The sequence below is a fragment of the Ornithinimicrobium kibberense genome (assembly GCF_006519705.1).
GTDB classification, from domain to species: Bacteria; Actinomycetota; Actinomycetes; order Actinomycetales; family Dermatophilaceae; genus Ornithinicoccus; species Ornithinicoccus kibberensis.
In genome coordinates, this window is record NZ_VFXM01000009.1 from 1 (window position 1) to 25,799 (window position 25,799).

Annotated in this window: 23 protein-coding genes; 2 read left to right on the top strand and 21 right to left on the bottom strand. The window is 72.4% G+C overall.

What is annotated here, in order from left to right; translation table 11 throughout:
* Positions 1 to 47: 47 nt before the first annotated feature.
* The 20 genes from FJR00_RS08745 to FJR00_RS08840 all read right to left on the bottom strand — a co-directional run bounded on the left by FJR00_RS08745 (position 48) and on the right by FJR00_RS08840 (position 23,198).
* A complete protein-coding gene (locus FJR00_RS08745) occupies positions 48 to 737 on the bottom strand; it encodes a response regulator (protein ID WP_141338384.1) in 690 nt (229 codons plus the stop codon).
* Between the two features lie 56 nt (positions 738 to 793).
* On the bottom strand, positions 794 to 1,840 hold the full coding sequence (locus FJR00_RS08750; protein WP_377466494.1) for a polyprenyl synthetase family protein: 1,047 nt from the start codon (positions 1,838 to 1,840) through the stop codon (positions 794 to 796).
* Positions 1,837 to 3,378: an NADH-quinone oxidoreductase subunit NuoN gene (gene nuoN, locus FJR00_RS08755; protein ID WP_181409558.1), complete on the bottom strand. Its 1,542-nt coding sequence runs from the start codon at positions 3,376 to 3,378 to the stop codon at positions 1,837 to 1,839. Before nuoN ends, FJR00_RS08750 begins: the two co-directional genes overlap by 4 nt.
* Complete coding sequence (locus FJR00_RS08760) at positions 3,378 to 4,907, bottom strand: NADH-quinone oxidoreductase subunit M (RefSeq protein WP_181409559.1); 1,530 nt, start codon at positions 4,905 to 4,907, stop codon at positions 3,378 to 3,380. Before FJR00_RS08760 ends, nuoN begins: the two co-directional genes overlap by 1 nt.
* On the bottom strand, positions 4,907 to 6,766 hold the full coding sequence (gene nuoL, locus FJR00_RS08765) for an NADH-quinone oxidoreductase subunit L (RefSeq protein WP_141338511.1): 1,860 nt from the start codon (positions 6,764 to 6,766) through the stop codon (positions 4,907 to 4,909). Before nuoL ends, FJR00_RS08760 begins: the two co-directional genes overlap by 1 nt.
* A 127-nt stretch (positions 6,767 to 6,893) precedes the next feature.
* Positions 6,894 to 7,193 (bottom strand): NADH-quinone oxidoreductase subunit NuoK, encoded by a 300-nt coding sequence (gene nuoK / locus FJR00_RS08770; protein ID WP_075956645.1) that lies wholly within the window; start codon positions 7,191 to 7,193, stop codon positions 6,894 to 6,896.
* Positions 7,193 to 8,134 carry an NADH-quinone oxidoreductase subunit J gene (locus FJR00_RS08775; protein WP_141338386.1) on the bottom strand — a complete coding sequence of 314 codons (942 nt, stop codon included), beginning with the start codon at positions 8,132 to 8,134 and terminating at the stop codon, positions 7,193 to 7,195. Before FJR00_RS08775 ends, nuoK begins: the two co-directional genes overlap by 1 nt.
* Complete coding sequence (nuoI, locus tag FJR00_RS08780; RefSeq protein ID WP_141338387.1) at positions 8,131 to 8,859, bottom strand: NADH-quinone oxidoreductase subunit NuoI; 729 nt, start codon at positions 8,857 to 8,859, stop codon at positions 8,131 to 8,133. The genes FJR00_RS08775 and nuoI overlap by 4 nt, the downstream gene beginning before the upstream one ends.
* Entirely contained in the window at positions 8,852 to 10,264 is a 1,413-nt protein-coding gene (gene nuoH, locus FJR00_RS08785; RefSeq protein WP_075956646.1) for an NADH-quinone oxidoreductase subunit NuoH, read from the bottom strand. The genes nuoI and nuoH overlap by 8 nt, the downstream gene beginning before the upstream one ends.
* Complete coding sequence (locus FJR00_RS08790) at positions 10,261 to 12,837, bottom strand: NADH-quinone oxidoreductase subunit G (protein WP_141338388.1); 2,577 nt, start codon at positions 12,835 to 12,837, stop codon at positions 10,261 to 10,263. The genes nuoH and FJR00_RS08790 overlap by 4 nt, the downstream gene beginning before the upstream one ends.
* Positions 12,834 to 14,147 carry an NADH-quinone oxidoreductase subunit NuoF gene (nuoF, locus tag FJR00_RS08795; RefSeq protein WP_075956647.1) on the bottom strand — a complete coding sequence of 438 codons (1,314 nt, stop codon included), beginning with the start codon at positions 14,145 to 14,147 and terminating at the stop codon, positions 12,834 to 12,836. Before nuoF ends, FJR00_RS08790 begins: the two co-directional genes overlap by 4 nt.
* On the bottom strand, positions 14,144 to 15,082 hold the full coding sequence (nuoE, locus tag FJR00_RS08800) for an NADH-quinone oxidoreductase subunit NuoE (RefSeq protein WP_141338389.1): 939 nt from the start codon (positions 15,080 to 15,082) through the stop codon (positions 14,144 to 14,146). Before nuoE ends, nuoF begins: the two co-directional genes overlap by 4 nt.
* Positions 15,079 to 16,389 (bottom strand): NADH-quinone oxidoreductase subunit D, encoded by a 1,311-nt coding sequence (locus FJR00_RS08805; protein ID WP_238330414.1) that lies wholly within the window; start codon positions 16,387 to 16,389, stop codon positions 15,079 to 15,081. The genes nuoE and FJR00_RS08805 overlap by 4 nt, the downstream gene beginning before the upstream one ends.
* 146 nt (positions 16,390 to 16,535) lie before the next feature.
* Positions 16,536 to 17,339 carry an NADH-quinone oxidoreductase subunit C gene (locus tag FJR00_RS08810; RefSeq protein WP_141338390.1) on the bottom strand — a complete coding sequence of 268 codons (804 nt, stop codon included), beginning with the start codon at positions 17,337 to 17,339 and terminating at the stop codon, positions 16,536 to 16,538.
* Complete coding sequence (locus tag FJR00_RS08815; RefSeq protein ID WP_075956649.1) at positions 17,336 to 17,890, bottom strand: NuoB/complex I 20 kDa subunit family protein; 555 nt, start codon at positions 17,888 to 17,890, stop codon at positions 17,336 to 17,338. The genes FJR00_RS08810 and FJR00_RS08815 overlap by 4 nt, the downstream gene beginning before the upstream one ends.
* Positions 17,891 to 17,980: 90 nt before the next feature.
* Positions 17,981 to 18,346: an NADH-quinone oxidoreductase subunit A gene (locus tag FJR00_RS08820; protein ID WP_075956650.1), complete on the bottom strand. Its 366-nt coding sequence runs from the start codon at positions 18,344 to 18,346 to the stop codon at positions 17,981 to 17,983.
* Between the two features lie 91 nt (positions 18,347 to 18,437).
* Entirely contained in the window at positions 18,438 to 19,733 is a 1,296-nt protein-coding gene (locus FJR00_RS08825; RefSeq protein ID WP_141338391.1) for a geranylgeranyl reductase family protein, read from the bottom strand.
* Positions 19,734 to 19,857: 124 nt separating this feature from the next.
* On the bottom strand, positions 19,858 to 20,604 hold the full coding sequence (locus FJR00_RS08830; RefSeq protein WP_141338392.1) for an exonuclease domain-containing protein: 747 nt from the start codon (positions 20,602 to 20,604) through the stop codon (positions 19,858 to 19,860).
* A 1-nt stretch (position 20,605) separates the two neighbouring features.
* Positions 20,606 to 22,456 (bottom strand): DUF294 nucleotidyltransferase-like domain-containing protein, encoded by a 1,851-nt coding sequence (locus tag FJR00_RS08835; RefSeq protein ID WP_141338393.1) that lies wholly within the window; start codon positions 22,454 to 22,456, stop codon positions 20,606 to 20,608.
* A gap of 37 nt (positions 22,457 to 22,493) precedes the next feature.
* Complete coding sequence (locus FJR00_RS08840; protein ID WP_141338394.1) at positions 22,494 to 23,198, bottom strand: demethylmenaquinone methyltransferase; 705 nt, start codon at positions 23,196 to 23,198, stop codon at positions 22,494 to 22,496.
* 35 nt (positions 23,199 to 23,233) lie between these two features.
* Between FJR00_RS08840 and FJR00_RS08845 the strand changes: the two genes are divergently transcribed.
* Both FJR00_RS08845 and FJR00_RS08850 read left to right on the top strand, forming a co-directional pair.
* Positions 23,234 to 24,562, top strand: coding sequence for an isochorismate synthase (locus tag FJR00_RS08845; RefSeq protein WP_141338395.1), 1,329 nt, complete (start codon positions 23,234 to 23,236; stop codon positions 24,560 to 24,562).
* Positions 24,559 to 25,059 (top strand): GNAT family N-acetyltransferase, encoded by a 501-nt coding sequence (locus tag FJR00_RS08850; protein WP_075956655.1) that lies wholly within the window; start codon positions 24,559 to 24,561, stop codon positions 25,057 to 25,059. The genes FJR00_RS08845 and FJR00_RS08850 overlap by 4 nt, the downstream gene beginning before the upstream one ends.
* Here the strand turns inward: FJR00_RS08850 and FJR00_RS16300 are convergent.
* Complete coding sequence (locus FJR00_RS16300) at positions 25,049 to 25,777, bottom strand: MFS transporter (protein WP_238330400.1); 729 nt, start codon at positions 25,775 to 25,777, stop codon at positions 25,049 to 25,051. The two genes, FJR00_RS08850 and FJR00_RS16300, sit on opposite strands and share 11 nt — an antisense overlap.
* Between the last annotated feature and the right edge of the window lie 22 nt (positions 25,778 to 25,799).

A 25,799-nucleotide genomic window follows, 5' to 3' on the forward strand; every position in this document is an offset into this window, starting at 1 on the left:
AGGTCCACACCTGCCCAGGACCAAGGTCCTCACCTGGGCCTGGGCGGCTACTTGTCGAAGAGCTTGGCGCCCAGCACGGCCGCCTGCGTGCGCCGTTCCAGCCCCAGCTTGGCCAGGACGTTGGTGACGTAGTTCTTGACCGTCTTCTCGGCCAGGAACATCGTCGCGGCGATCTGCCGGTTGGTCATCCCCTCGGCGATCAGCTCCAGGATCCGCCGCTCCTGGTCGGTGAGCAGGGCGAGCTTGTCGGCCTGCGGGTCGCCCCGACGCAGCCGGTCCATGACCTTGGTGACCAGGGAGGGGTCGATGAGGGACCGGCCCGAGGCGACGCTGCGGATCCCGTCGATGAGGTCGTTGCCGGCGATCTGCTTGAGGACGTAGCCGTCGGCGCCGGCCATGATCGCCGCGAAGAGCGCCTCGTCGTCGTCGTAGCTGGTGAGGATGAGCCCGCGGATGTCGGGGTTGGCGGCCCGCACCTCCCGGCAGACCTCGATGCCCGAGCCGTCGGGCAGCCGGCCGTCGAGCACGGCCACGTCCGGGGCGAGCTCGACGATCTCCCGCGCCGCGGCGACCGCCGACCCGGACTCCCCGACGATGAGCAGGTCGGGCTCGGCCGACAGCAGGCCGTGCAGGCCGCGCCGCACGAGCTCGTGGTCGTCGAGCAGGTAGACGCGGATGCGGCGGTCGTCGGCGGGCCCGTCCGCACCGGCGTCGGCCGCTTCGTCGACGTTGTCCATCTCGGTGGCTCCTTCCGGGGCTCGGCGCCACCCTGGGTGCAGGGGGCGGACGTCGGTCAGACGGAGCGTTCGGCGACGCCGTCCACCAACGACCGTAGCGCCTCGACGGCGGGGCCGTCGCCCACCTCGTCGAGCAGCGCCCGGGCCTCGTCGGCGAGCCGGCTGGTGTGCCGCCGGGCCTGGTCCATCGCCGGGTGGGCCCGGAGGAGACGCAACGCCTCCTCCAGCTCGTCCGCACCCTCGACGGGACGCCTCGTCAGCTCGACCAGCCGCGCGTCGGCCGGGTCGGTGGAGGTGCGCGCGTAGAGCACCGGCAGGGTCGCCTTGCCCTCCCGCAGGTCGGCCCCCGCCGGCTTGCCCGAGGTGTCGGAGGAGACGTCGAGAAGGTCGTCGGCGAGCTGGAAGACGACCCCGAGCTTCTCGCCGAACGCGGTCAGCGCCCGCACGGTCGCCTCGTCGCACCCCCCGAACATCGCGCCGTAGCGCGCGGCGGTGGCGATGAGCGCGCCGGTCTTGTCCGCGAGGATCTGCAGGTATGCCGCCACCGCGCCGTCGTCGTCGGCGTCCCCGGCGAGGACCGCCGCCTCGGCGCCCAGGGCGGCCTGCCGGTCGTCCCGGATCTGCCCCGCGCACAGCCGCACGAAGGTGTCGGCCTGGATCCGCACGGCCTCGGCGCCCAGCCCGGCGACCACGCTGGAGGCCGTGCCGAAGAGCAGGTCGCCGACGAGGATCGCGGTGGAGTTGCCGTACCGGGCGTTGGCGCTGGTGACCCCGCGGCGCAGGTCCGCCTCGTCCATGACGTCGTCGTGGTAGAGCGAGGCCAGGTGGGTCAGCTCGACGCCGACGGCGGCGTCGACCACCTGCTCGTTCCAGCCACCGCCGACCTCGCTGGCCAGGACGGTGAGCAGGGGACGGAATCGTTTGCCGCCGGCGGCGGCCAGGTGGCCCGAGGCCTCGGCGATGAACGGGTCCTCGTGGTCGACCACCTCGGACAGCCGGGCGGCGACCGCCTCCATCGCGTCGACGACCCGCGCCTGGAGCGCCTCGTCGATCCCCGGGATGGTGGGGACGGCGGGCGCTCCGGCGCTGGCGCCGACCGTCACCGCAGGAAGGTGGCGGTGCTCTGCGCCAGGTCGAGCAGCGGGGACGGCATGACACCCAGACCGAGCGTGACGACCAGGCCCGCCACGATGGCGGTCGTGGTCAGCAGGGACGGGTTCACCACGGTGGTGTCGCCGGCGTCCTCGTCGCCGAGCCACATGACCACCACCAGCTTGAAGTAGATGTAGGCGGTGACCGCGCTGGCCAGGACGCCGACCACGGCGAGCCACGCCCAGCCCTGGCTGACCGCGGCCGAGAAGACCGCGAACTTGCCGGTGAAGCCGGACGTCAGCGGGATGCCGGTGAAGGCCAGCATGAGGAAGGTGAAGGCTGCCGCCAGCCACGGGGCGCGCCGCCCCAGCCCGGCCCACTGACCGACCTGGCTGGCCTCGGTGCCGGCGGAGCGGACCAGGGCCACGATGGCGAAGGCGGGGATGGTCATGAAGCCGTAGGTGCCCAGGTAGAAGATCGTGCTGGAGATGCCGGCCTGGTCCATCGAGATCAGTCCCACGAGGATGAAGCCGGCGTGCGCCACCGAGGAGTAGGCCAGGATCCGCTTGACGTCGGTCTGGACGATCGCCATCAGCGCACCGACCACCATGGACAGGGTGGCCACGGCGGCGATGATCGGCTGCCACTCCGCGCGCACGCCCTCGACGGCCACGTAGAAGACTCGCAGCATGGCTCCGAAGGCGGCGACCTTGGTGCAGGCGGCCATGAAGCCGGTGACCGGGGTCGGGGCGCCCTGGTAGACGTCGGGGGTCCAGGCGTGGAAGGGCACCGCGCCGACCTTGAACAGCAGGCCGACCGCGACCAGCAGGACGCCGGGGACGAGGAGGCCGTCCATGCCCACGTTGCTCGAGATCGCCAGGGCGATCTGGTCGAACCGCATCGAACCGGCGTAGCCGTAGAGCAGGACGGCGCCGAAGAGGTAGAACGCCGAGCTGAAGGACCCCAGCAGGAAGTACTTCAGCGAGGCCTCCTGGGACAGCAGGCGACGCCGGCGGGCCAGACCCACCAGGATGTAGAGCGGCAGCGAGAGCACCTCGAGCGCGATGAACAGCAGCAGGAGGTCGTTCGCGGCGACGAACAGCATCATCCCGCCGACCGACATCAGCGTCAGCGGGAAGACCTCGGTGGTGGTGGCTCCGCGCCGGGTCGCGTCGGACTCCTCCGGGGACCCCGGGACGAGCGCGCCCGCCTGGGTGAAGGTGTCCGCCTGGGCACCGCCCAGCCGCTCGGCCATGACCATCAGGCCCAGCAGCGCCAGCACGAGGACCAGGCCCTGCAGCAGCAGGGCGGGGCCGTCCAGCACCAGCACCGCGGCCCCGGTCCGGCCCTGCCGGTCCGGGCCGAGCACGACGAGGGCGACGAAGGCCAGCACGAGGGTGGCCACGGACAGGGGCACCTGCACCGCATACCTGCTGGCCCGGCCAGCGAAGCCCTCCACGAGGACGCCGACCAGGCCGCCGACGAAGACGATGATCAGCGGAAGCAGGGCGATCCAGTCGATGTCGGGCGCGACGAAGACGTCGGTCATCAGCGGCCACTCCCCTCAGCGTTAGCAGTGTCGACGGCCGGTTCGGGCTCGCTCGCACCCGCGTGCTGGAGCGTCTGCTCCACGGCGGGCTCGAGGACGTCGAGGACCGGCTGGGGGAAGAACCCCAGGATGAGGAACGCGGCGATGATCGGGGCGACGACGAACTTCTCGCGCCCGGTCATGTCCGGCACGTCGGCCAGCTGCGGCCGGGGGCCGGTGGCCACCTTCTGGTACATGACGAGGATGTAGACCGCCGCCAGGATGACGCCGAGGGCGGCGAGGAAGCCGAGCCACGGGTGCCGCTGGAACAGCCCGATGATGACCATGAACTCGCTGACGAAGGAGTTCAGGCCGGGCAGGGCCAGCCCGGAGAGGCCGGCGACCAGGAGCGAGCCGGCGATGAGCGGGGTGACCCGCTGCCAGCCGCCGAAGTCGCGCAGGTCCCGCGAGCCGCGGCGCACGATGAGCATCCCGGCCACGAGGAACAGGCCGGCGGTCGTGAACCCGTGGTTGACCATGTAGAGCGTGGCCCCGGCGCCGCCGACGGTGGTGAAGGCGAAGATGCCCAGCACGATGAACCCGAAGTGGCTCACGGAGGTGTAGGCGATCAGGCGCAGGATGTCGTTGGAGCCGATGGCCAGGAAAGCGCCGACGAACATGGAGACCAGTGCCAGCGCCAGGATGACCGGCGTGGCCCACTGGGTCGCCTCCGGGAACATCGTCACGACGAACCGGATCATGCCGTAGGTGCCGACCTTGTCGAGCACACCGACCAGCAGCACCGAGGTGGCGGGGCGGGCCTGCTCGGCCGCCAGCGGCAGCCAGGTGTGCACCGGCCACATCGGGGCCTTGATCGCGAAGGCGATGAAGAAGCCGACGAACAGCCAGCGGCCCGCGGCCACGGACAGGTCCAGACCGGTGAGGTTGGTGACGAGGAAGCCCTCGGGCCCACGGGGGCCGGCGAGGTAGACGCCGATCACCGCGACGAGCATGACCAGTCCGCCCACGAGCGAGTAGAGCAGGAAGGTCGTGGCGGCCTGCCAGCGGCGGGCCCCGCCGAAGACCCCGATGAGGAAGAACACCGGGATGAGCATCGCCTCGAAGAAGACGTAGAAGAGGAAGACGTCGATCGCCGCGAAGACCCCGACCATCATCGAGGCCAGCGCCAGCATGAGGGCGAAGTAGGTGTGCTGGCGGCGGTCGACCGCGGGGACGTCGTCCCACGCGGCGACGATGCAGATCGGCACCAGCACCAGCCCCAGGAGAATCATCGTCAGCGAGATGCCGTCGATGCCCAGGGCGTAGGAGACGCCGAACTGCGGGATCCACGAGTAGGTCTCGGTCAGCTGGAAGGGCTCGTCGGAGCCGGTGCGGAACTGCGTGGCCATCGCCACGCCGACCGCCAGGGTCAGCAGCGAGAAGCCGAGCGCGACCGGGCGCACCGCGGTGCTGGCCCGGGGAAGCAGGGCCACCACGAGCGCGCCGAGCAGCGGCAGCACCAGCAGGGTGGTCAACCAGGGAAAGTTCATCACTGCATCACCCACACTGCACCGAGGATGGCGACGACGCCGATCAGCATCGTCAGGGCATAGGAGCGGACGAACCCGTTCTGGGCCTTCCGCAGGTACGAGGCCAGGCCCGTCAGACCGGCGGTGGTGCCGCCGGTGAGACCGGCCTGGACCAGGTCGCGGTCGGTCTCGACGGCCGTCCTCGCCAGCGTCCGGGTGGGGCCGACGAAGAAGGTGTCGTTGACGTCGTCCTGGTAGAGGTCGCGGCGGGCCGCGCGGGTCAGCGCCGACCCGTGCGGGGCCTCCTGCGGGACGTCGCCGGCGGCGTACATCTTCCACGCCAGCCCGGCGCCGAGGAGCATGAGGACGAAGACCGAGACCTGGATCGCCAGGAGCGGGATCAGCGGCTCGCCGTGCTCGGCGGTGCCGAACACCGGGTCGAGCCAGCCGGTGAGGATGCCGGTCGGGTAGAGCACGGCACCCAGCACGAGCGAGCCGAGCGCGAGCACCATCATCGGCACCGTCATCGTCAGCGGCGACTCGTGCGGGTGCACGTCGTCGGTCCAGCGGGCCTTGCCGTGGAAGGTCATGAAGAACAACCGCGACATGTAGAAGGCGGTGATCCCGGCGCCCAGGAGCGCGACGAGGCCGAAGACCCAGCCCTGCCAGCCCGGGGCGGTGAACGCCGACTCGATGATGTGGTCCTTGGAGAACCACCCGGCGGTGAACGGGAAGCCGATGATCGCCAGCCAGCCGGCGGCGAAGGTCAGCCAGGTGATCTTCACCTTCGTGGACAGCGCCCCGAAGCGCCGCATGTCGACCTGGTCGCCCATCGCGTGCATGACCGAGCCGGCGCCCAGGAACATCCCGGCCTTGAAGAAGCCGTGGGTCAGCAGGTGGAAGATCGCGTAGACGTAGCCGATCGGGCCCAGGCCCACGGCCAGCATCATGTAGCCGATCTGGGACATCGTCGAGGCGGCCAGCGCCTTCTTGATGTCGTCCTTGGCCGACCCGACGATCGCGCCGTAGAGCAGGGTGATCGCGCCGACGACGGCGACCACGAGGCGGGCGTCGGGGGTCAGGTCGTAGATGGCCTGGGACCGGGCCACGAGGTAGACGCCCGCGGTGACCATGGTCGCGGCGTGGATGAGGGCCGACACCGGCGTCGGGCCGGCCATCGCGTCGCCCAGCCAGCTCTGCAGGGGGAACTGGGCCGACTTGCCGGTCGCGCCGAGCAGCAGGGCCAGCCCGATGAGCGTCAGCACGGTGCCGCTCGCCCCCGGGGCGTTGGCGTGCACGGTGGCGAAGTCGAGGGCGCCGAAGGTGGCGAGCATGAGGGCCATCGCGGTGATCAGCCCGAAGTCGCCGACCCGGTTGACGATGAAGGCCTTGTTGGCCGCCGAGGCGAAGGCGGGGTTGTGGTTCCAGAACCCGATGAGCAGGTACGAGGCCAGCCCGACACCCTCCCAGCCGACGAAGAGCAGCATGTAGGAGTCGGCCAGGACGAGCAGCAGCATCGCCGCCACGAACAGGTTCAGGTAGGCGAAGAACCGCCGCTTGTCCGGGTCGTGCTCCATGTACCCCAGGGAGTACACGTGGATGAGCGAGCCCACGAACGTGATGAGCATGACGAACGCCATCGACAGCGGGTCCATGAGCAGGCCGGCCGTCAGGGAGAAGGAGCCGGCGGCCACCCACTCCCACATCGGCAGCTGCAGCGCCCGGTCCTCCGGGGCCAGGCCCAGCATCTGGACGATGACGAGGACGCCGACGACGAAGGCCGACCAGGACAGCACGGTGGCCAGCAGCGGCCCCCACCGGTCGGTCGCGCGGCCGCCCAGCAGCAGCACCGCGGCACCGAGCAGGGGCAGCGCGACCATCAACCAGCCCACGGCCGCCACGCCGCCGTCGACGACGGCGTAGCTCCCGGAGTTGGTCCCGATGTCGGCGGCCGCAGGGGCGACGCTGAGCAGCGTCGATTCGAGCAAGGACACGTCAGCTCGCTCCTTACAGCTTCAAGAGGTTGGCGTCGTCGACCGAGGCCGACCGGCGCGCACGGAAGATGGCCATGATGATCGCCAGCCCGACGACGACCTCCGCGGCGGCCACGACCATGACGAACAGGGCGTAGACCTGTCCCTCCAGCGTGCCGTGCATGCGCGAGAAGGTCACCAGCGCCAGGTTGCAGGCGTTGAGCATGAGCTCGATGCCCATGAAGACGATGATCGTGTTCCGCCGGATCAGCACCGTGACGGCACCGAGCGTGAACAGCACCACCGACAGGTAGATGTAGGCCTCGAGCCCCATCAGCGCTCACCCTCCCCGGTCCGGGTCCCTGCGTCGGTCGTCGCCGCGGTCCCGGAGTCGTGGACGCGGGCTCCCGCGGCCACCTCGCCGGTCGCGGTCTGGGTGGGCTCGGCCGCACCCTGGTGACCGGCGTCGGCGGCGGGCGTGTCGTCGACGAGCTCCGGCTCGTGCTCGAGCGAGGTCTCCCGCGGGTCCTGCAGCCGGTAGGCGGACGGCGAGCCGACCTGGCCGCGGGCCACCAGCACCCGCGGGACCGACTCCTCCACGGGTCGGCCGTCCGGCGCCAGCGCCGGGGTGTCGGCCGCGTTGTGCCGGGCGTAGACGCCCGGGTTCGGCTTGCCCGCGAGCCACCGGCCCGAGCGCATCTTGGCCTCGCTCCACTCGCGCTGGGTGCGGCGCGGGGTCAGCCGCTCCCGGTGCGCCAGCACCATGGCCCCCATGACCGCGATGACGAGCAGGGCGCCGAGCACCTCGAAGGAGAGCACCTGGCGCTCGAAGATCTCCCGCGCCAGCGCGGTGACCGGTCCCTCGGCCTGGACCTGGGACAGGCCCACGCCCTGGGGCCAGGCCACCCTGCTGAGGCCGAAGACGGCCACGGCCGCGAACAGACCACCGAGCAGGAAGGCCCAGAAGCGCTGGCCGGGCAGGGTCTCCACCCGCGAGTCGGACGCGTCCACGCCGATCGTCATGACGACGAAGAGGAAGAGCATCATCACCGCGCCGGAGTAGACGAAGATCTGGATGATCCCCACGAACTCCGCGTCCTGGACGATGTAGAGGATCCCCAGGCCGACCATGGTCATCGCCATGGCCATGGCGGCGTGCACCGCCTTGCGGGAGAAGAGCAGGCCCAGGGCCCCCAGGACCGTGACGGCCGCCAGCAGCCAGAAGACGACGCTCTCACCCCCGCCCATGACCTCGGCGCCGGGGGTGGGGGTCATCGGGGGACCTCCTCGTGGTTCGGGTCGCCCTGGGCGTGCCCGGCCTGGGCCTCGCGCGCGGCGACGTGGTCCTTCTGCGCCTGGGTCGGCCCGGTGACGTGGCCGCGGTAGTAGTCCCGCTCCTCCATGCCCTCGGCCATCGGGAAGGGCGGCGTGAGCATGTCGGAGCGCAGCGGGGCGAGCAGCTGGTGCTTCTCGTAGATCAACGGCCGGCGGCTGTCGTCGGCCAGCTCGTACTCGTTGGTCATCGTCAGCGCCCGGGTGGGGCAGGCCTCGATGCACAGCCCGCAGAAGATGCAGCGCAGGTAGTTGATCTGGTAGACGCGGCCGTAGCGCTCGCCGGGCGAGAACCGGGCGCCCTCGATGTTGTCGGCGCCCTCGACGTAGATCGCGTCGGCGGGGCAGGCCCAGGCGCACAGCTCGCAGCCCACGCACTTCTCCAGCCCGTCCGGGTGCCGGTTGAGCTGGTGGCGCCCGTGGAAGCGCTTGGCCGTCGGCCGCTTCTCCTCCGGGTACTCCTGGGTGGGGACCTTGCGGAACTGCTGGGCGAAGGTCACCCCGAAGCCGGCGACGGGGGCGAAGAGCTGGCCGAGCAGCCCGGGCTCCTCCTTGCCGCCGGTGGGGTCGCTGGCGCCGTCCTGGCGGGCCGGTGCCTGCGCGCGGGGACGGCGGGTCGGGGAGGTCTCCTCCGGCCCGCTGGTGGTCGGATCGGTCGGGTCAGCCACGGCGGTCCTCCGGGGTCGTGTCGGTCTCGGCGGTGCCGCGGGCGGCGGTCACCGGCGGGGCGGCGCCCACGGCGCGACGGGGTTCGACGAGCTTCTGGCCCGGCAGCGGGGGCACCGGGTAGCCGTCGGCGAACGGGTCCACCTCGGTCGGCACCTCCATCTGCTCCTCGCGCTCGGCCGCCCGTCGTTGCGTGTAGTGGTCCCAGACGAGGATCCCCGCCACGACGAACACGCCGATGATGATGAGGGTCAGCACGAGCGGCCAGACGCCGTCGCCGAAGTAGCCCTCCTGGGCGGCGCGGATCATCATGACCGCGATCACCCAGACGAGCGAGAGCGGGATGAGGATCTTCCACCCCAGCTTCATGAACTGGTCGTAGCGCACCCGCGGCAGGGTCCCGCGGAGCCAGACGTAGAACCAGATGAACAGCCACATCTTGAGCGTGAACCAGAGCACGCCCCACCAGCCCTGGTCGAACATGCCGTCACCGATGAGGCTGATCGGCCACGGCGCGTGCCAGCCGCCCAGGAACAGGGTGGTGGCCAGGCCCGAGACGGTGAACATGTTGATGTACTCGCCGAGGAAGAACATGCCGAACTTCATCGAGGAGTACTCGGTGTGGAACCCGCCGCCGAGCTCACCCTCACCCTCGGCCAGGTCGAACGGCAGCCGGTTGGTCTCCCCCACCATCGTGATGACGTAGACGACGAAGCTGAAGAACAGCGGCACGGCGTACCACATGGGCAGGCCGAGCACCGTGGTCTGCGCCTGCGCCTCGACGATCTGGCTGGTCGACATGGACCCGGCGTAGAGGAAGACGGCCACGAGGGACAGGCCCATCGCGATCTCGTAGGAGACGACCTGCGCCGTCGAGCGCAGCCCGCCCAGCAGCGGGTAGGTCGAGCCCGAGGACCAGCCGGCCAGCACGAAGCCGTAGGCGCCCACGCCGGCCACGGCCAGCACCAGCAGCACGGCCACCGGGGTGTCGGTCAGCTGCAGCGGCGTGGTGTGCCCGAACATCTGCACCTCACCGCCGATCGGGATGATCGCGAAGGAGACGAACGCCAGGCTGGCGACGAGGAGCGGCGCCGCGTAGAACATCAGCCGGTCGGCGTTCTTGGGGGTCACGTCCTCCTTGAGGAAGAGCTTGATCCCGTCCGCGGCGGTCTGCAGGATGCCCAGCGGACCGAACCGGTTGGGGCCGGGACGCTGCTGCATCCGCCCGACGACCCGTCGCTCGAACCAGATGACGATGACGACCTGGACCAGCAGGTAGACGAAGACCAGCGCCGCCTTGACGAACGACAGCCACAGGGGGGTGTCGCTGAAGTCGGCCGCCGGGAGGTCCTCCGTCACCAGGGGGACGGCCGCCAGCAGGTCGGGGTATGCCGTCAGCATGCTCATGCCTCACCTCGCGGGTTCTGCGGGGCGGCCGCGGGCGCGGCCGAGATGCGCACGACCGCACCGGCGTCGACCCCCAGGGTCGCGCGCACGGCCGAGCCGGCGGAGTTGGTCGGCAGCCACACGACGCCGTCGTGCATCGCGGTGACCACGACCGGCAGGACGATCTCGCCCCGGTCGGTGGCCACGGCGAGCAGCTCGCCGTCGGCGACCCCGGCCGTGGCGGCGGTGGCCGCCGAGACCCGGGCGACCGGCCGCGGCGCGGTGCCGGCCAGGAAGGGCTCGCCGTCCTGGAGCGCACCGGCGTCCAGCAGGTGGTGCCAGGTGGCCAGCACGGCCTCGCCCTCCCCCGGTGCGGCGGGACCGGACGGGGAGACCTGCGGGGCCGGCGAGGCGCCGGAGACCGTCCCGAGCGCCGTCAGCTCCTGCCGGACCGCCGAGACGGTGGCCGTGCCCAGGCGCACGCCCATGGCCTCGGCCAGACGGTCCAGGACCACGTGGTCGGAGGAGGAGGCGGAGTCGAGCGCCTTCTCGAACGGTCGCAGGCGACCCTCCCAGGTGGCGTAGGCGCCGGACTTCTCCTGCTGCGGGGCGACCGGGAGGATGACGTCGGCGTACTCGTGCACGGTGCTCTCCCGCACCTCCAGGGAGACGACGAAGGTGTTGGCGAGGGCCTGCCGGGCCAGCTCGGGGTCGGGCAGGTCCTCGACCTCGACGCCGCCGACGACCAGCGCGGACAGCTCGCCGCGGGCCGCTGCGGCGAGGATCTCGCCGGTGTCCCGGCCTGCGGTCCCGGGGAGGGCGCGGCCGGCGGCCCAGGTCGCGGCCAGGTCCTCCCGGGCGGTGTCGTCGGCCACGGGCCGGCCACCGGGCAGCAGGTTGGGCATCGCCCCGACCTCGACGGCACCGCGCTCCCCGGCGCGGCGCGGCACCCAGGCCAGGGCGGCACCGGTGAGCTCGGCCAGCGCGGCGGCACCGGACAGCGCCCCGGGCACGGTGGCCATGCGCTCGCCCACGAGGATGACCGAGCCGGCGCCGAGGGAGTCGGAGGCCGCGTGGTACTCGTTGACGGGGCCGCCCTCGACGTCCAGCGGAACGGCCGTGCCGTCGACCGGCTCGCCACCCTGGCGGCGACGTCCGGTGAGCGCGCCGAGCACCTCGGCCTCCGTCCCGGGGGCGGACGCGAGCAGGGTCCCGTCCATCTTGGTCAGGCCCCGGGTGGCGAAGGGGGCCACCGCGTAGACCTGGGTCTTGTTGCGCCGGACCGCCTTGCGCAGGCGGAGGAAGACGATCGGGCTCTCCTCCTCCGGCTCCAGGCCGACGAGGAGCACCGAGGAGGCGTTCTCCAGGGTCTCGTAGCTGACGTCGCGCCGGCCCACGACGCTGGCCGCGAGGAAGTCGGCCTCCTCCGCGCTGTGCGGACGGGCGCGGTGGTCGACGTCGTTGGTGCCGACGGCGACGCGGGCGAACTTGCCCCAGGCGTAGGCGTCCTCGACGCTGGCCCGGCCACCGACGAGCAGACCGACGCCGCCGGCGTCACGGGCCGCGGCGAGGCCCCGCGCCGCGGCCTGGTAGGCGGCGCGCCAGGGCACGACGGCGTACTGCCCGTCCTCGCCGCGTACCACCGGGTCGCGCAGCCGGTCGGGCAGGGTCGGGTAGGTGAAGGCCCAACGGCCCTTGTCGCAGTTCCACTCCTCGTTGACCGCGGGGTCGTCCAACGCCATCCGGCGCAGGACGGTGCCGCGCCGGTGGTCGGTCCGGATCGCGCACCCGGAGGCGCAGTGCTCGCAGACGCTGGGGGTGGAGACGAGGTCGAACGGGCGGGACCGGAAGCGGTAGGCCGCCCCCGTCAGGGCGCCCACGGGGCAGATCTGCACGGTGTTGCCCGAGAAGTAGCTCTCGAACGGCTTCTCCTCGTAGATCCCGACCTGCTGGAGCGCGCCGCGCTCGATGAGCGCGATGAACGGGTCGCCGGCGATCTGGTCGGAGAAGCGGGTGCAGCGCGCGCACAGGACGCAGCGCTCGCGGTCCAGGAGGACCTGGGAGGAGATGTTGATCGGCTTGGGGAAGGTCCGCTTGATGTCGTCGAAGCGTGAGGTCGGCCGTCCGCTGGACATCGCCTGGTTCTGCAGGGGGCACTCGCCGCCCTTGTCGCAGACGGGGCAGTCGAGCGGGTGGTTGATGAGCAGCATCTCCATCACGCCGTGCTGGGCCTTGTCGGCGACCGGGCTGGTGTGCTGGGTGTTGACGACCATGCCCTCGGAGACGGTCATCGTGCAGGAGGCCTGCGGCTTGGGCATCGGCTTGACGTTGCCCTCGCGGTCCGGCATCGCCACGTCGACGAGGCACTGACGGCACGCGCCGACCGGGTCGAGGAGGGGGTGGTCGCAGAAGCGGGGGATCTGGATCCCGACCTCCTCGGCGGCCCGGATGACCAGCGTGCCCTCGGGGACGCTGACCGGGACGTCGTCGATGGTCAGCGTGACCTTCTTGACGTCCGGCTCGGCGGGGGGCTCGGCGTTGCCGCCGTCGGTCACGGCGTTGCCGCCGGCGGCCGGAGAGGTGTTGACACTCATGCGGGCTGCGTCTCCTTCGCGAACAGCGTCGAGCGCTCGGCCGGGAACAGCTCGTGCCACGGGGTGTGCATGCCCGCCTCGAACTCGTCCCGGAAGTACTTGATGGCCGAGGTGATCGGGCTGGTGGCGCCGTCACCCAGGGCGCAGAAGGCCCGGCCGAGGATGTTGTCGCAGATGTCGTCGAGCTTCTCGATGTCGCCCGGCAGACCCTTGCCCGCCTCCAGCCGCATCATGATCTGCTTGAGCCAGAAGGTGCCCTCGCGGCAGGGGGTGCACTTGCCGCAGGACTCGTGGGCGTAGAAGTCGGTCCAGCGGGAGACCGCGCGCACCACCGACGTGGTCTCGTCGAAGATCTGCAGCGCGCGGGTGCCGAGCATCGACCCCTCGGCCGCGACGGACTCGAAGTCGAGCGGCACGTCGAGGTGGGCGTCGGTGAAGATCGGCGTCGAGGATCCCCCGGGGGTCCAGAACTTCAGCCGGTGCCCCTCCCGGATCCCGCCGGCCATCTCGAGCAGCTCGCGCAGCGTGATGCCCAGCGGCGCCTCGTACTGGCCGGGCCGGGTGACGTGGCCGGAGAGGCTGAAGATGCCGAAGCCCTTCGACTTCTCGGTGCCCATGTCGGCGAACCAGTCGGCCCCGTGCAGCACGATCGGCGGGATCGAGGCGATGCTCTCGACGTTGTTGACCACTGTCGGCCGCGCGTAGAGCCCGGCGACCGCCGGGAAGGGCGGCTTGAGGCGCGGCTGCCCGCGGCGCCCCTCGAGGGAGTCCAGCAGGGCCGTCTCCTCGCCGCAGATGTAGGCACCGGCGCCCGCGTGCACGGTGATGTCCAGGTCGAAGCCGGACCCGAGGATGTCCTTGCCCAGGTAGCCCTTGGCGTAGGCCTCCTCCACCGCGCGCATGAGCCGGCGGTAGACGTGCACCGTCTCCCCGCGCAGGTAGATGAACGCGTGGTGGCAGCCGATGGCGTAGCTGGTGATGACCATGCCCTCGATGAGGAACTGGGGCGCCGCCATGAGCAGCGGGATGTCCTTGCAGGTGCCCGGCTCGGACTCGTCGGCGTTGACCACCAGGTAGCGGGGGCCGCCGTCCGGCGGAGGCAGGAAGCCCCACTTCATCCCGGTGGGGAAGCCGGCGCCGCCACGGCCGCGCAGGCCGGAGTCCTTGGCCGCCTGGACGAGGTCCTCGGCCGGGGTCTCGAGGGCGCGCCGGAGGGCCTGGTAGCCCTCGTTGGCCTCGTAGGTCTCCATCGTCCAGGACCGGGGGTCGTCCCAGAACCTGGTCAGGATCGGGGTCAGCTGCGTGCTCACTGGCCGTCCTCCTTCTCCCCGGCCGGCGTGCCGTCGCCGACCTCGGCGTCGCCCGGCTTCTCGTCGGGCTCGTTGGTGGGCGCGTTGACCGACGTGTGCCGGCCGGCGGACAGGCCGCCCGCACGGCCCTCGGCGGTGGCCTCCTGGTCGGTGCCCGGCTGCTCGTCCTTCTGGGACACCGGGGCCGTCCAGCCGTGCTCCTCGGCCACGCGCAGCCCCTCCAGGGAGGGCCCTCCCGCGCCCGGCCCCTCGTCGGCGAGGCCGTCGGGGAACCCGGCCAGCACCCGGGAGATCTGCTTGAAGCTGCAGACCCGGGAGGGCCCGCGGGTGGGGGCGACCTCCTCGCCGGCGCGGAGCCGGTCCACCAGCTGCTTGGTGGAGTCAGGGGTCTGCTGGTCGAAGAACTCCCAGTTGACCATGACGACCGGCGCGTAGTCGCAGGCCGCGTTGCACTCGACCCGTTCGAGGGTGATCCGGCCGTCCTCGGTCGTCTCGTCGTGCCCGACGCCCAGGTGCTCGCTGACCTCCTCAAAGATCTGGTCACCACCCATCACCGCGCAGAGGGTGTTGGTGCACACCCCGACGGTGTAGTCCCCGTTGGGGTGCCGCTTGTACTGGGTGTAGAACGTCGCGACGCCGCTGACCTCGGCCGTCGTCAGCTCGAGCTGCTCGGCGCAGAACTGCACGCCGCGGCCGGTGACGTAGCCGTCCACCGACTGGACCAGGTGCAGCAGCGGGAGCAGGGCCGAGCGCTTCTGCGGGTAGCGGGCCACGATCTGGGCCGCGTCCGCGCGCAGCGCCTCGAGCACGTCGTCGGCGTAGGGTTCCTCGGAGGCGTGCAGCGGCGTGTGGTGGTGCAGCGGCGCCTCCCCGTGGGCGTCGTGCCCTGCGGGGCCGGAGCCGGGCTGCGCCCCTCCGTCGGTGTGGGTGGTCATCGGTCCACGCCTCCCATCACGGGGTCGATCGATGCGACGGCGACGATGACGTCGGCGATGAGGCCGCCCTCCGCCAGCGCCGACGCCGCCTGCAGGTTGTGGAAGCTGGGGTCCCGGAAGTGGGCCCGGTAGGGCCGGGTGCCGCCGTCGGAGACCAGGTGCACGCCGAGCTCGCCCTTGGGCGACTCGATCGCGGAGTAGACCTGCCCCGGCGGGACCCGGAAGCCCTCGGTGACCAGCTTGAAGTGGTGGATGAGCGCCTCCATGGACTCGCCCATGATCTCGCGGATGTGGTCCAGGCTGTTGCCCTGCCCGTCGGCGCCCACGGACAGCTGGGCGGGCCAGGCGATCTTCTTGTCCGCCACCATCACCGGCTCGCCCTGGCTCGCGCGCAGCCGTTCGATGGCCTGGTCGGCGATCCGCAGGGACTGCCAGATCTCCTCGAACCGGATGACGACCCTGGCGTAGGCATCGGCGTCGCGGCGGGTCGGCACGTCGAACTCGTAGGTCTCGTAGCCGCAGTAGGGGTTCAGCTTGCGCAGGTCGTGCGGCAGGCCGGTCGAGCGCAGGATCGGGCCGGTGACCCCCAGGGCCATGCAGCCGGACAGGGACAGGTAGCCCACGTCGACGGTGCGGCCCTTGAAGACCGGGTTCTCCAGCAGCAGGGTCTCCAGCTGCCGGATCCCCCGGCGCAGCTCGGGCAGCTCGGCCTCCAGCTGGTCCAGGTGCTCGGGGAGCACGTCCTGGGCGACACCGCCGGGCCGGACGTAGGCGTGGTTCATCCGCAGGCCGGAGATGGCCTCCAGGAAGCGCAGGATGCGTTCCCGCTCGCGGAAGCCGGTCGTCATGATCGTCGTGGCGCCCAGCTCCATGCCGCCGGTGGCCAGGGCGATGAGGTGGGAGGAGATCCGGTTGAGCTCCATGGTGAGCACGCGGATGTCGCTGGCCCGCTGCGGGACCTGGTCGGTGATGCCCAGCAGCTTCTCCACCGCCAGGCTGTAGGCGGCCTCGTTGAAGATCGGCGTCAGGTAGTCCATCCGGGTGCAGAACGTGGTGCCCTGCACCCAGGTGCGGAACTCCATGTTCTTCTCGATCCCGGTGTGCAGGAAGCCGATGCCGGCCCGGGCCTCGCGGACGGTCTCCCCGTCGAGCTCGAGGACGAGCCGGAGCACGCCGTGGGTCGAGGGGTGCTGCGGACCCATGTTGACCACGATCCGCTCGGCGCCGAGGGTCGAGACGTCCTGGGCGATGTCGTCCCAGTCGCCGCCGGCCGCGTCGAAGACGGGGTCGCTCTCGACGGTCTCCACGGAGGGGCCGCTCGTGGAGTAGTAGTCCGTCGACGCCCGCACCCGGCGCTCGCCGCCCTCGTCGGGCTTGGTGTCGGCGTAGTCGGCCTCGGGGTCGCCGTGCTCCGGGTCGGTGATCTTGCCGCCGCGGGCGGTCGGGTCGATGGTCACGAGTAGCTCCTCCGCTGGTCCGGGGCGGGGATCGTGGCGCCCTTGTACTCCACCGGGACCCCGCCGAGCGGGTAGTCCTTGCGCTGGGGGTGGCCGGCCCAGTCGTCGGGCATGAGGATCCGCGTCAGGCCCGGGTGGCCGTCGAAGACGATCCCGAACATGTCGAAGGTCTCCCGCTCGTGCCAGTCGTTGCCGGGGTAGATGTCCACGATCGAGGGGATATGCGGATCGGCGTCGGGGCAGGTCACCTCGAACCGCACCCGGCGTCCGCCGTTGGTGATCGACAGGAAGTGGTAGACGGCGTGCAGCTCGGCACCCTCGTGCCCGGGCAGGTGCACCCCCGAGACGCCGTTGCACATCTCGAAGCGCAGGCGGGCGTCGTCGCGCAGCGGCTGGAGCAGCTCGCGGAGCTGCTCGCGGCGGGTGACCAGCGTCAGCTCGCCACGGTCGACGACGACCCGCTCGACGCCGGCCTCGAACGCCTCGGGCGCGGCGTCCCGCAGCGCCTCGACGACCTCGTCGAAGTAGGAGCCGTAGGGCGGCTCGGCCGCACCCGGGTAGAGGACGGGGGCCTTCAGACCGCCGTACCCGCTGGTGTCCGTACCCAGGGAGCCCCCGAACATGCCCCGTCGGAAACCCACCTGCACCGGTTCGCCGGGCGTGCCCGACCGGGCGGGGACCGCGGAGGACGCGCCCTCCTGGGCGTGCGTGGTGTCCGCGAGCTGGTCCTCGTCCTGACGTGGCTGGTGGACCTCGTCGCGGGTGCTTCCGTCCGCGGGAGGGGTCTTCTCCTCGCTCATGCCAGCAGCCCCTTCATCTCCTGCCGGGGCACGGCGGCCAGCGCGGCGGCCTCGGCCGCCCTCGCCGCCTGCTCGCGGTGGACGCCGAACTTGAACTCCCGGATCTGGCGCTGCAGCTCCAGGATGGCGTTGAGCAGCATCTCGGGGCGTGGCGGACAGCCGGGCAGGTAGACGTCGACCGGGACGATGTGGTCCACGCCCTGGACGATCGCGTAGTTGTTGAACATGCCGCCCGAGCTGGCGCACACGCCCATGGAGATGACCCACTTGGGGTTGGGCATCTGGTCGTAGACCTGCCGCACGACGGGGGCCATCTTCTGCGAGACGCGCCCGGCGACGATCATCAGGTCGGCCTGGCGGGGGGTCGCGGCGAAGCGCTCCATCCCGAACCGGGCGATGTCGTAGTCGGGGGTCCCGACCGCCATCATCTCGATCGCGCAGCAGGCCAGGCCGAAGGTGGCCGGCCACACCGACTGCTGCCGCAGCTGCCCGGCGATGCCCTCGACGGTCGTCAGCAGGATGCCGCCGGGGATCTTGTCCTCAAGTCCCATGTGTCTCACTCGTCCTTCCGCCGGCCGGGGCGTGCGCCCCGGTCACCGGCACCTCGTCATACCCGCTGCCGTCGTCCACCCTCGCCCTGCTCAGTCCCACTCCAGACCACCCCGGCTCCACTCGTAGACGAACGGGACCGAGACGACGACGAGGAACAGCAGCATCGCCAGCACGGAGAACAGCCCCACCTGGTCGAAGGCGACCGCGAACGGGTAGAGGAAGAGCACCTCGACGTCGAAGACGATGAAGAGCATCGCGGTCAGGTAGAACTTGATCGGGACCCGGCCGCCCTCCTCGGCCTGGGGGGTGGGCTGGATGCCGCACTCGTAGGCCTCGGCCTTGGCCCGGTTGTAGTTCGACCTCCCCAGCAGACCACCGCCGAAGACGGACCCGAAGGCGAAGAGCAGACCGAAGAAGAGGAAGAAGAGAACCGGCAGATAGGGGTGGTAGTCCATCAGAGCCAGGACTCCTTTCGGGACGAGCACGGCGTCGGTCCGGCCCAGGGAGGGGGCGGGCACGCGCCTAGCCTAGTCATGGTCGAGGGGTTCATGCGGCAGGGGTGGCCCGGCTCAGCGCGTTGATGATCCGGTCGTCCAGACCGCCGCCGCGTTCCTGCGGCAGGTTGGCCATGATCTTCAGCAGCAGCCGCATGAGGGCCTTGCGCGGCAGCCCGTAGCGCACGGCCAGCCGCATGATCTCGGGGTTGCCGATGAGCGTGGCGAACTGCTTGCCGAGCATGTAGTAGCCGCCGAGCGAGGCCTTCATGACGGACGGGTAGGACTGCAGCACCGCCTCCCGCTCCCCGGGCGTGGCGCGGGCCAGGGCCGAGGCGACCACCTCGGCCGTGTGCCTGCCCGCCTCCATCGCCTCGGCGATCCCCTCGCCGTTGAACGGGTTGACCATCCCGCCCGCGTCCCCGACCAGCAGCAGGCCCCGGTCGTAGAGCGGCTGGCGGTTGAAGCACATCGGCAGGGCCGCGCCACGGATGGGCCCGATCTGGGTCTCCTCGCCGAACTCCCACTCCTCCGGCATGCCGGCGACCCACCGGCGCATGACGTCCTTGTAGTCGAAGGTGCCGAAGTCCTTGGCGGTGTCCAGGATCCCCAGCCCGACGTTGGCGGTGCCGTCGCCGACGGGGAAGATCCACCCGTAGCCGGGCATGAGCACGTCCTGCTCGCCGTTCTCGCCCTTGGCCCACAGCTCCAGCCAGGACTCGATGTAGTCGTCGTCGTGCCGGGGCGTGGTGTAGTAGGTGCGGACCGCCACCCCCATCGGGCGGTCGTCGCGCTTGGGCCGGTCCATCGACAGCGACAGCCGGCTGGAGTTGCCGTCGGCGGCCACGACCACCTGGGCCCGGAACTCCCGGGTCTGGCCCGTCGGCCGCCCGTTCTCCCCCATGACCTTGGCCCGCACGCCGCAGATGTGGCCGCGGTGGTCCAGCACCGGCTCGGAGACGTTCATCCGCTCGATAAGCCGGGTCCCGCGCGTCTCCGCGTGCCGGGCGAGGATCTCGTCGAGGTCCATCCGGGTGCGGACCAGGCCGTAGGGCGGGAAGGTGGCGTTGCCGGGCCAGTCCAGCTCCATCCGGACGCCGCCGCCGAGGATCCGCAGGCCCTTGGTGCGGTGCCAGCCGTCCTCCTCCCGGATCGGCACGCCCAGGCTGATGAGCTCGCGCACCGCGCGGGGGGTCAGGCCGTCCCCGCAGATCTTGTCGCGGGGGAAGGAGGCCTTCTCGAGCAGGAGCACGTCCAGCCCGTGGGCCGCCAGGTATGCGGCGGTCGAGGCCCCTCCCGGGCCCGCCCCGACGACGATCACGTCGGCCGTCTCGACCTGTTCACCCACGGTGTCTACGCCTCGCTTGTGCCAACCTTCACGAACCCGGTCAGTCTAGGTGGCACCGTCCCCCGGGCCGGGCGAGGGGACCCTGCCCCGAATTAGGGGACGTCAGCATGCCCGAAGGTCCCGGTCAGCGCTCGAGGACGTCGGAGAGCAGGAGCGCCCGCTTCCGGCGCAGCGCGAGCGTGGCGGTCTGGGCCAGGAAGAGCTCCCCGCAGGCGACGGCGTCGACGAGCGCCGAGTGCGCCCGGTAGCGCGGCAGGTGGTGCCGGGCCCGGCAGGCGTGCAGGCGGACCGCGCCCGGCCGCATCTCGCTGTGCTGGGCCCCGAGCAGCCGCCGCTCCACCTCGAGGGTGTCCACCACCTGCAGGTCCAGCCAGGTCCCGAGCTCACGCACCCCCGCGTCCTCGAGGAAGGTCGTCTCGACCTGGGCGAAGTGCGCCAGCAGCACGCGACGGTGCCCGTCGTCGGTCAGGAAGGCCGTCATCACCTCCGGCAGCACCTCGGCCACGGTCGGCTCCGTGGCCAGCCGGTCGTCGGTGAGCCCGTGGAGGGTCGCCGACTCCCCGACGTCGCCCCGGGGCCGGACCGGGAGGTGCCGGGCCCCCGCCAGGACCACCTCCCCGGCCCGCACGGGGACGAGGCCGAAGGAGAGCGGCTCGTGCCTCGACGGCTGCAGGCCGGTGGTCTCCAGGTCGAGGGCCAGCAGCTCCACCTCGTCCAGGGGGGTGCCCGGGGCGTACGGGGCCGCGGCGGACAGCCGCTCCCACGCCTGCGCCAGGGACGGGTCGAGGTCCTCTCGGAGGGGACCCCGCCGACGCACGCCCGGGGACCGGCCCAGGCCCAGCCGGGCCCGCCAGTCGTCCCACCGGCCCACCTCAGGTCACCTGCGGCAGCCGGGTGCTGAGCCCGTGCTGGGCCTGCCGCACGATCTGGAACGCGTCGCGCAGGTGCCGGCGGTCCAGGCTGCTGAGGCTCTCGGGGTCCAGGTGGTTGTCGGGACGGCGCCCGTCGCGCACCTGGGCCACCTGGTGCTGCAGGCGCAGGTAGGACATCAGCTCGTGCGCGTCCGCCAGGTCGACCGCGGACTCGACCGGCAGGACCCCGCGCGCCCGGGCCGCCGCGAGCCGGGCCCCGGTGGGCAGGGCCGTGGCGCCGGCCCGCAGCGCGTGCACCCGCGCCAGCTGGACGATGGCCGAGATGCCCCGCTTGATGTCGAGGGTGTCCCGGTGCTCCCCGGCGTCCTCGAGCACGAAGCCCCGGAAGAAGCCGATCGGCGGACGCATCCGGGCGGCCTGGCCGGCGAGGTGGGCCAGGAGCAGGTCCGACCGTGCGCCACGCGCCACCACCTCCTCGCGCAGCCGACGGACGAGCTCGGCGTCGCCGTGCACGGCCCGCATGTCGTAGAAGATCGCGGCCCACAGCACCGCGTCGGGCTGCGGCTCGTGCGCCCACCGGGCGAACTGGACCTGCCAGTCGTGGACCCGCTTGCGCCACCGGGGGTTGGTCGCCATCACGTCGCCGTCGCACCGCTCCAGGCCGCACGCCTCGAGCGCGTCGGTCACCCGTCCGGCCACCGCGCCCCACCACGGGTCCTCGGGGTCGGCCTCGTCGGCCAGCACCATCGCGTGGTCCTGGTCGCCCCGCAGCGTCAGCTCCTCGCGGGCGGCCGACCCCAGGGCCACCCAGGCCCAGGGGGCCGGTGCGGAGCCCAGCTCGGCCTCGGCGAGCTCGAGGACGCGGACGGTGACCGCGTCGGTGAGGGCCGTGGCCACCCGGCCGACGTCCTCGGCGGTGGCGTCCTCGGTGACGAGCTGCTCCACGATGCGCGGGATCCGCGCGGCCAGGCCGACGACGGCGTCCACGTCGCGCGCCTTGGCCAGGTCGGTGACCAGGTAGACCGGGTTGGACCGTTCCAGCCGGACCAGGTCGGTCGTGGTGACCAGTCCCACCACCTGCCCCTCGGCGTCGACGACCGGCAGGTGGTGGATGTTGCGGCCGGTCATCTCCAGCATGACCTCCAGCGCCAGCGCCTGGCTGCTGATCGTCACCGGGTCCAGGGTCATCACCTCCCGCACCGGGCGGTCCGTCGGCGTGCCGGCCGCGACGACCCGCCGGCGCAGGTCTCGGTCGGTGAGGATCCCGACCAGGCGGTCCTGCTCCATCACCAGGATCGAGGAGACCCCCGCCTCGGTCATCCGCCGGGCGGCCTCGGCGATGGTGACCTGCGGCGCGGTGGACACGGGGGCCGAGCGCAGCAGGTCGGCGACCGCCGTGCGGAAGACGGCCGACCCCGTCCGGGGCTGCTGCAGCTGGCCGAGGGCGGTGCGGATGCGGCCGTGGTGGGTCGCCGCGAAGAACACGGCCACCTCGGGGTGGTCCCGGGCGAGCTCGTCGAAGTCGGCCTGCGGCAGGGTGATGAACAGGCTGTCCTCCCGCGCGGTCGCGTCGTAGCGGATGGGTCCGTGCTCGACGAGGGCGGACATCCCGAAGCAGCCCCCCGCCCCCACCCGGTCCACCAGCCGCCCCTCGTCGGTGATGTCGACCGCACCGCTGCGCACCACCCACAGCCGGTCCCCCCGCCCGCCGGCGTGCAGCACGACGCTCCCCCGCCGCGCGTAGCGCAGGCTGCACCGGGCGGGCAGCCGGTCGAGCACCTCCTCCGGCAGCGCGTCGAAGGGCGGGTGCTGGGCCAGGAAGTCCCTGACCTCGGCGAGCTCGACGTCCATGTCGGTGCCTCCTTCGGCAGTCCCGGGGTATGCCGTGTCAGTCCCCGGCGGCGACCGCGTGGTGGACGGCCACCACGCCTCCGGTGAGGTTGCGCCACCGCACCCGTTCCCAGCCGGCGTCCCGGATGCGCCGGGCCAGCGTGCGCTGGTCCGGCCAGGCCTGGATCGACTCGGCCAGGTAGACGTAGGAGTCGGGGTTGGAGCTGACCCGTCGGGCGACCCGCGGCAGGGCCTTCATGAGGTAGCCGCTGTAGACGGTGGAGAAGACCGGCACGACCGGGGTGGAGAACTCGCAGACGACCAGCCGGCCGCCCGGGCGGACGACCCGGCGGAACTCCCGCAGCGCCCGGTCCACGTCGGCGACGTTGCGCAGCCCGAAGCTCATCGTCACCACGTCGAAGGAGTCGTCGGCGAAGGGCAGCGCCATCGCGTCGGCCGCGGTGAACGGCAGGTCGGGACGGCGCCGGTAGCCCTCCTGCAGCATCCCGAGGGAGAAGTCCGCCGGCACGACATGCACCCCCCGGTCGGCGTAGGGCTCGCTGGAGGTGCCCGTCCCGGCGGCGATGTCCAGCACCCGCTCGCCCGGGGAGGCGTCCACCGCCCGCGCCACGGCACGCCGCCACAGGTGGTCCATCCCCCCGGACAGCACGGTGTTGGTCAGGTCGTAGCGACGGGCCACCCCGTCGAACATCTCGGCGACCTCGCGGGGGTTCTTCTCCAGGCTGGCGCGGGAGGGGCTCATGGGGCCCATCCTCGCACCACCTACAGTGATCCCTCGTGCCCCCGCCTCCACCGCACCTGCGTGCGCGTTCGGTCGCGGTCGACGTGACCGGCGACCTGCTCACCCGTGTCCCCGACGAGGTCGACCCCCGGGAGGTGGTCGCCTGGCTGCGGGAGGGGGACGGCATGGTCGGCTGGGGCCGGGCCGCCGTCGTGCGGACCGCCGGGGTCGGACGCTTCGAGGCCGCCGAGGCCTGGTGGGACCAGGTCCGCGCGGACGCGCAGGTCGAGGACGAGGTCCGGCTGCCCGGCAGCGGTCTGGTGGCCTTCGGCTCCTTCGCCTTCTCCCCCCGCTCCGGCGACGAGAGCGTCCTGACCGTGCCCCGGACGCTCATCGGCCGGCGCGACGGCCTGGCCTGGGTGACCCAGGTGGTGGCCGGGGACGAGCCGTGGCCGGCCGGCCACCCGGCCGAGATGCTGGCCCGGAGCAACCCGCACCTGGGCCGGCTCGACCCCCTTGTGGAGCTCCCCGGGACCGTGCCGGCGACGGACTGGCCGCGGGTCGTGGCCCGGGCGGTCCGCCGGATCGGCACCGGCGCCGTCGAGAAGGTCGTCCTCGCCCGGGACGTGGCGGTGCGCCACCGCGACGGGGACGTCGTCCGGGTCGCCCCGGTGCTGGAGCGCCTGCAGGCCCGGTACGGCGCCACCTGGACGTTCGCCGTCGACGGCCTCGTGGGCGCGACCCCCGAGATGCTCGTCCGGCTGCAGGGCGGGCGGGCCCGGTCCCGGGTCCTGGCCGGCACGATCCGCCGCGCGGAGGCCGCCGCCGCGTCGCCGGTGCCGCCGACCCCGGCCGGGGACCACCCGACCGATCCCCGCCTGCGGCTGGTCCGCAGCGTCAAGGACCTCGACGAGCACGCCTACGCCGTGCGGTCGGTGGCCGAGGCCCTCAGGCCGCACTGCACCGACCTGCAGGTGCCCGAGGACCCCTACGTCCTGGAGCTGCCCGACGTCTACCACCTGGCCAGCGACCTGACGGGCCGGATGGTCAGCGGCGCCACGTCGCTGCGGCTGGCCGCGGCCCTGCATCCCTCGGCCGCGGTCTGCGGCACGCCCACGCCCGCCGCCGCCGCGGTCATCGAGGAGCTCGAGGGGATGGACCGTGGCCGGTACGCCGGCCCGGTCGGCTGGGTGGACGGCTCGGGCGACGGCGACTGGGGGATCGCCCTGCGCTGCGGCGAGCTGGCCCCCGACCGGCGTTCGCTGCGGATTTTCGCCGGCGGCGGGATCGTGGCCGCCTCCGACCCCCGGGCCGAGCTGGCCGAGACCGAGGTCAAGCTCACCGCGATGCGCCACGCGCTGGGGCTGCTCCCGGAGCAGCGGTGACCCTGCGGCTGCGGCCGCCCGGCCCCGGCGACGAGGCGGCCGCCCGGGCCCTCCACGAGGAGCTGCTCGCCGACGGCTTCAGCTTCCTCCTCTCGGACGGGACGTGGGAGGAGGTGCTGGCCAGCTGCGAGCGCGACGCCGCCGGCACCGACCTCCCGCCCGACCGGGTGCGGGCCGACTTCCTGCTCGCCGAGGTGGACGGCGAGGTGGTGGGGCGGGTCTCCGTCCGGCACGAGCTCACCCCCTCCCTGCTCGAGGTCGGCGGGCACGTGGGGTATGCCGTGGGCCCCCGGTTCCGCAGGCGCGGCCACGCCACCGAGATCCTGCGGCAGTCGCTCGCCCGCCTGCGCGACCTGGGGGTGGAGCTCGTCCTGGTTACCTGCGACGACGACAACACCGGTTCCGCGCGGGTGATCGAGGCCTGCGGGGGCGTGCTCGAGGACGTCCGGACCGTGGAGGGGCACCTGCCGAAGCGGCGCTACTGGATCACGCCCTGACCCGAACGTCGTCCCCGGCGCGGCGGTCCCGTCCGGCCCGCCGGTCGCGCATGACCGGCGCGAGGGCCACCATGCCCAGCAGGAACGCGACGACCAGGAACAGCGCCCGGTCCAGCCCGACGAGCTCGGCGAGCAGCCCGATCGTGGGGGCGCCGAAGAGGAACGCGCCGTAGGCGATCGTGGAGACCACGGTGATCGCCCGGTTGCCCCGGCCGGGGACCTCCCCCGCGGCCGACATCGCGGCCGGGAAGATCGTCGACACCCCCAGCCCCCACAGCAGCCCCCCGGCGAGGGCGAGCGCCGTCGAGGGCACCAGGGTCACCACGAGGATCCCGGTGGCGGCCAGCACGCCGCCCGCCCGCACCACCGCGGCCCGCCCGAACCGGTCGATCGTGGGTCCACCGGCCAGCCGGCCGACCGTCATCGTGAGGTTGAAGGCCGTGAGCGCCAGCGCGCCGAACGCCTCGGGCGCACCCTGGACGTCGACGAGGAGCAGCGCCAGCCAGTCGTTGGCCGCCCCCTCGGCCAGCGCGGCGGCGAGGCAGACCAGCCCGATGAGGACCTCCAGCCCGGTGAGCCCCCGCCGGGCGGGCCGTGCCTGCTCCGCCGCCGGGTCCGCAACCGGCTCCCCGCCGGGCGTGGACGTCGACCGGCCGGACGACGGCCCGTCCTGCTCCTCCCCGACCGTCTCGGGCACGAACCGGGCGGCGCCCAGCACCCCCGCGACGGCGGCCAGCGCG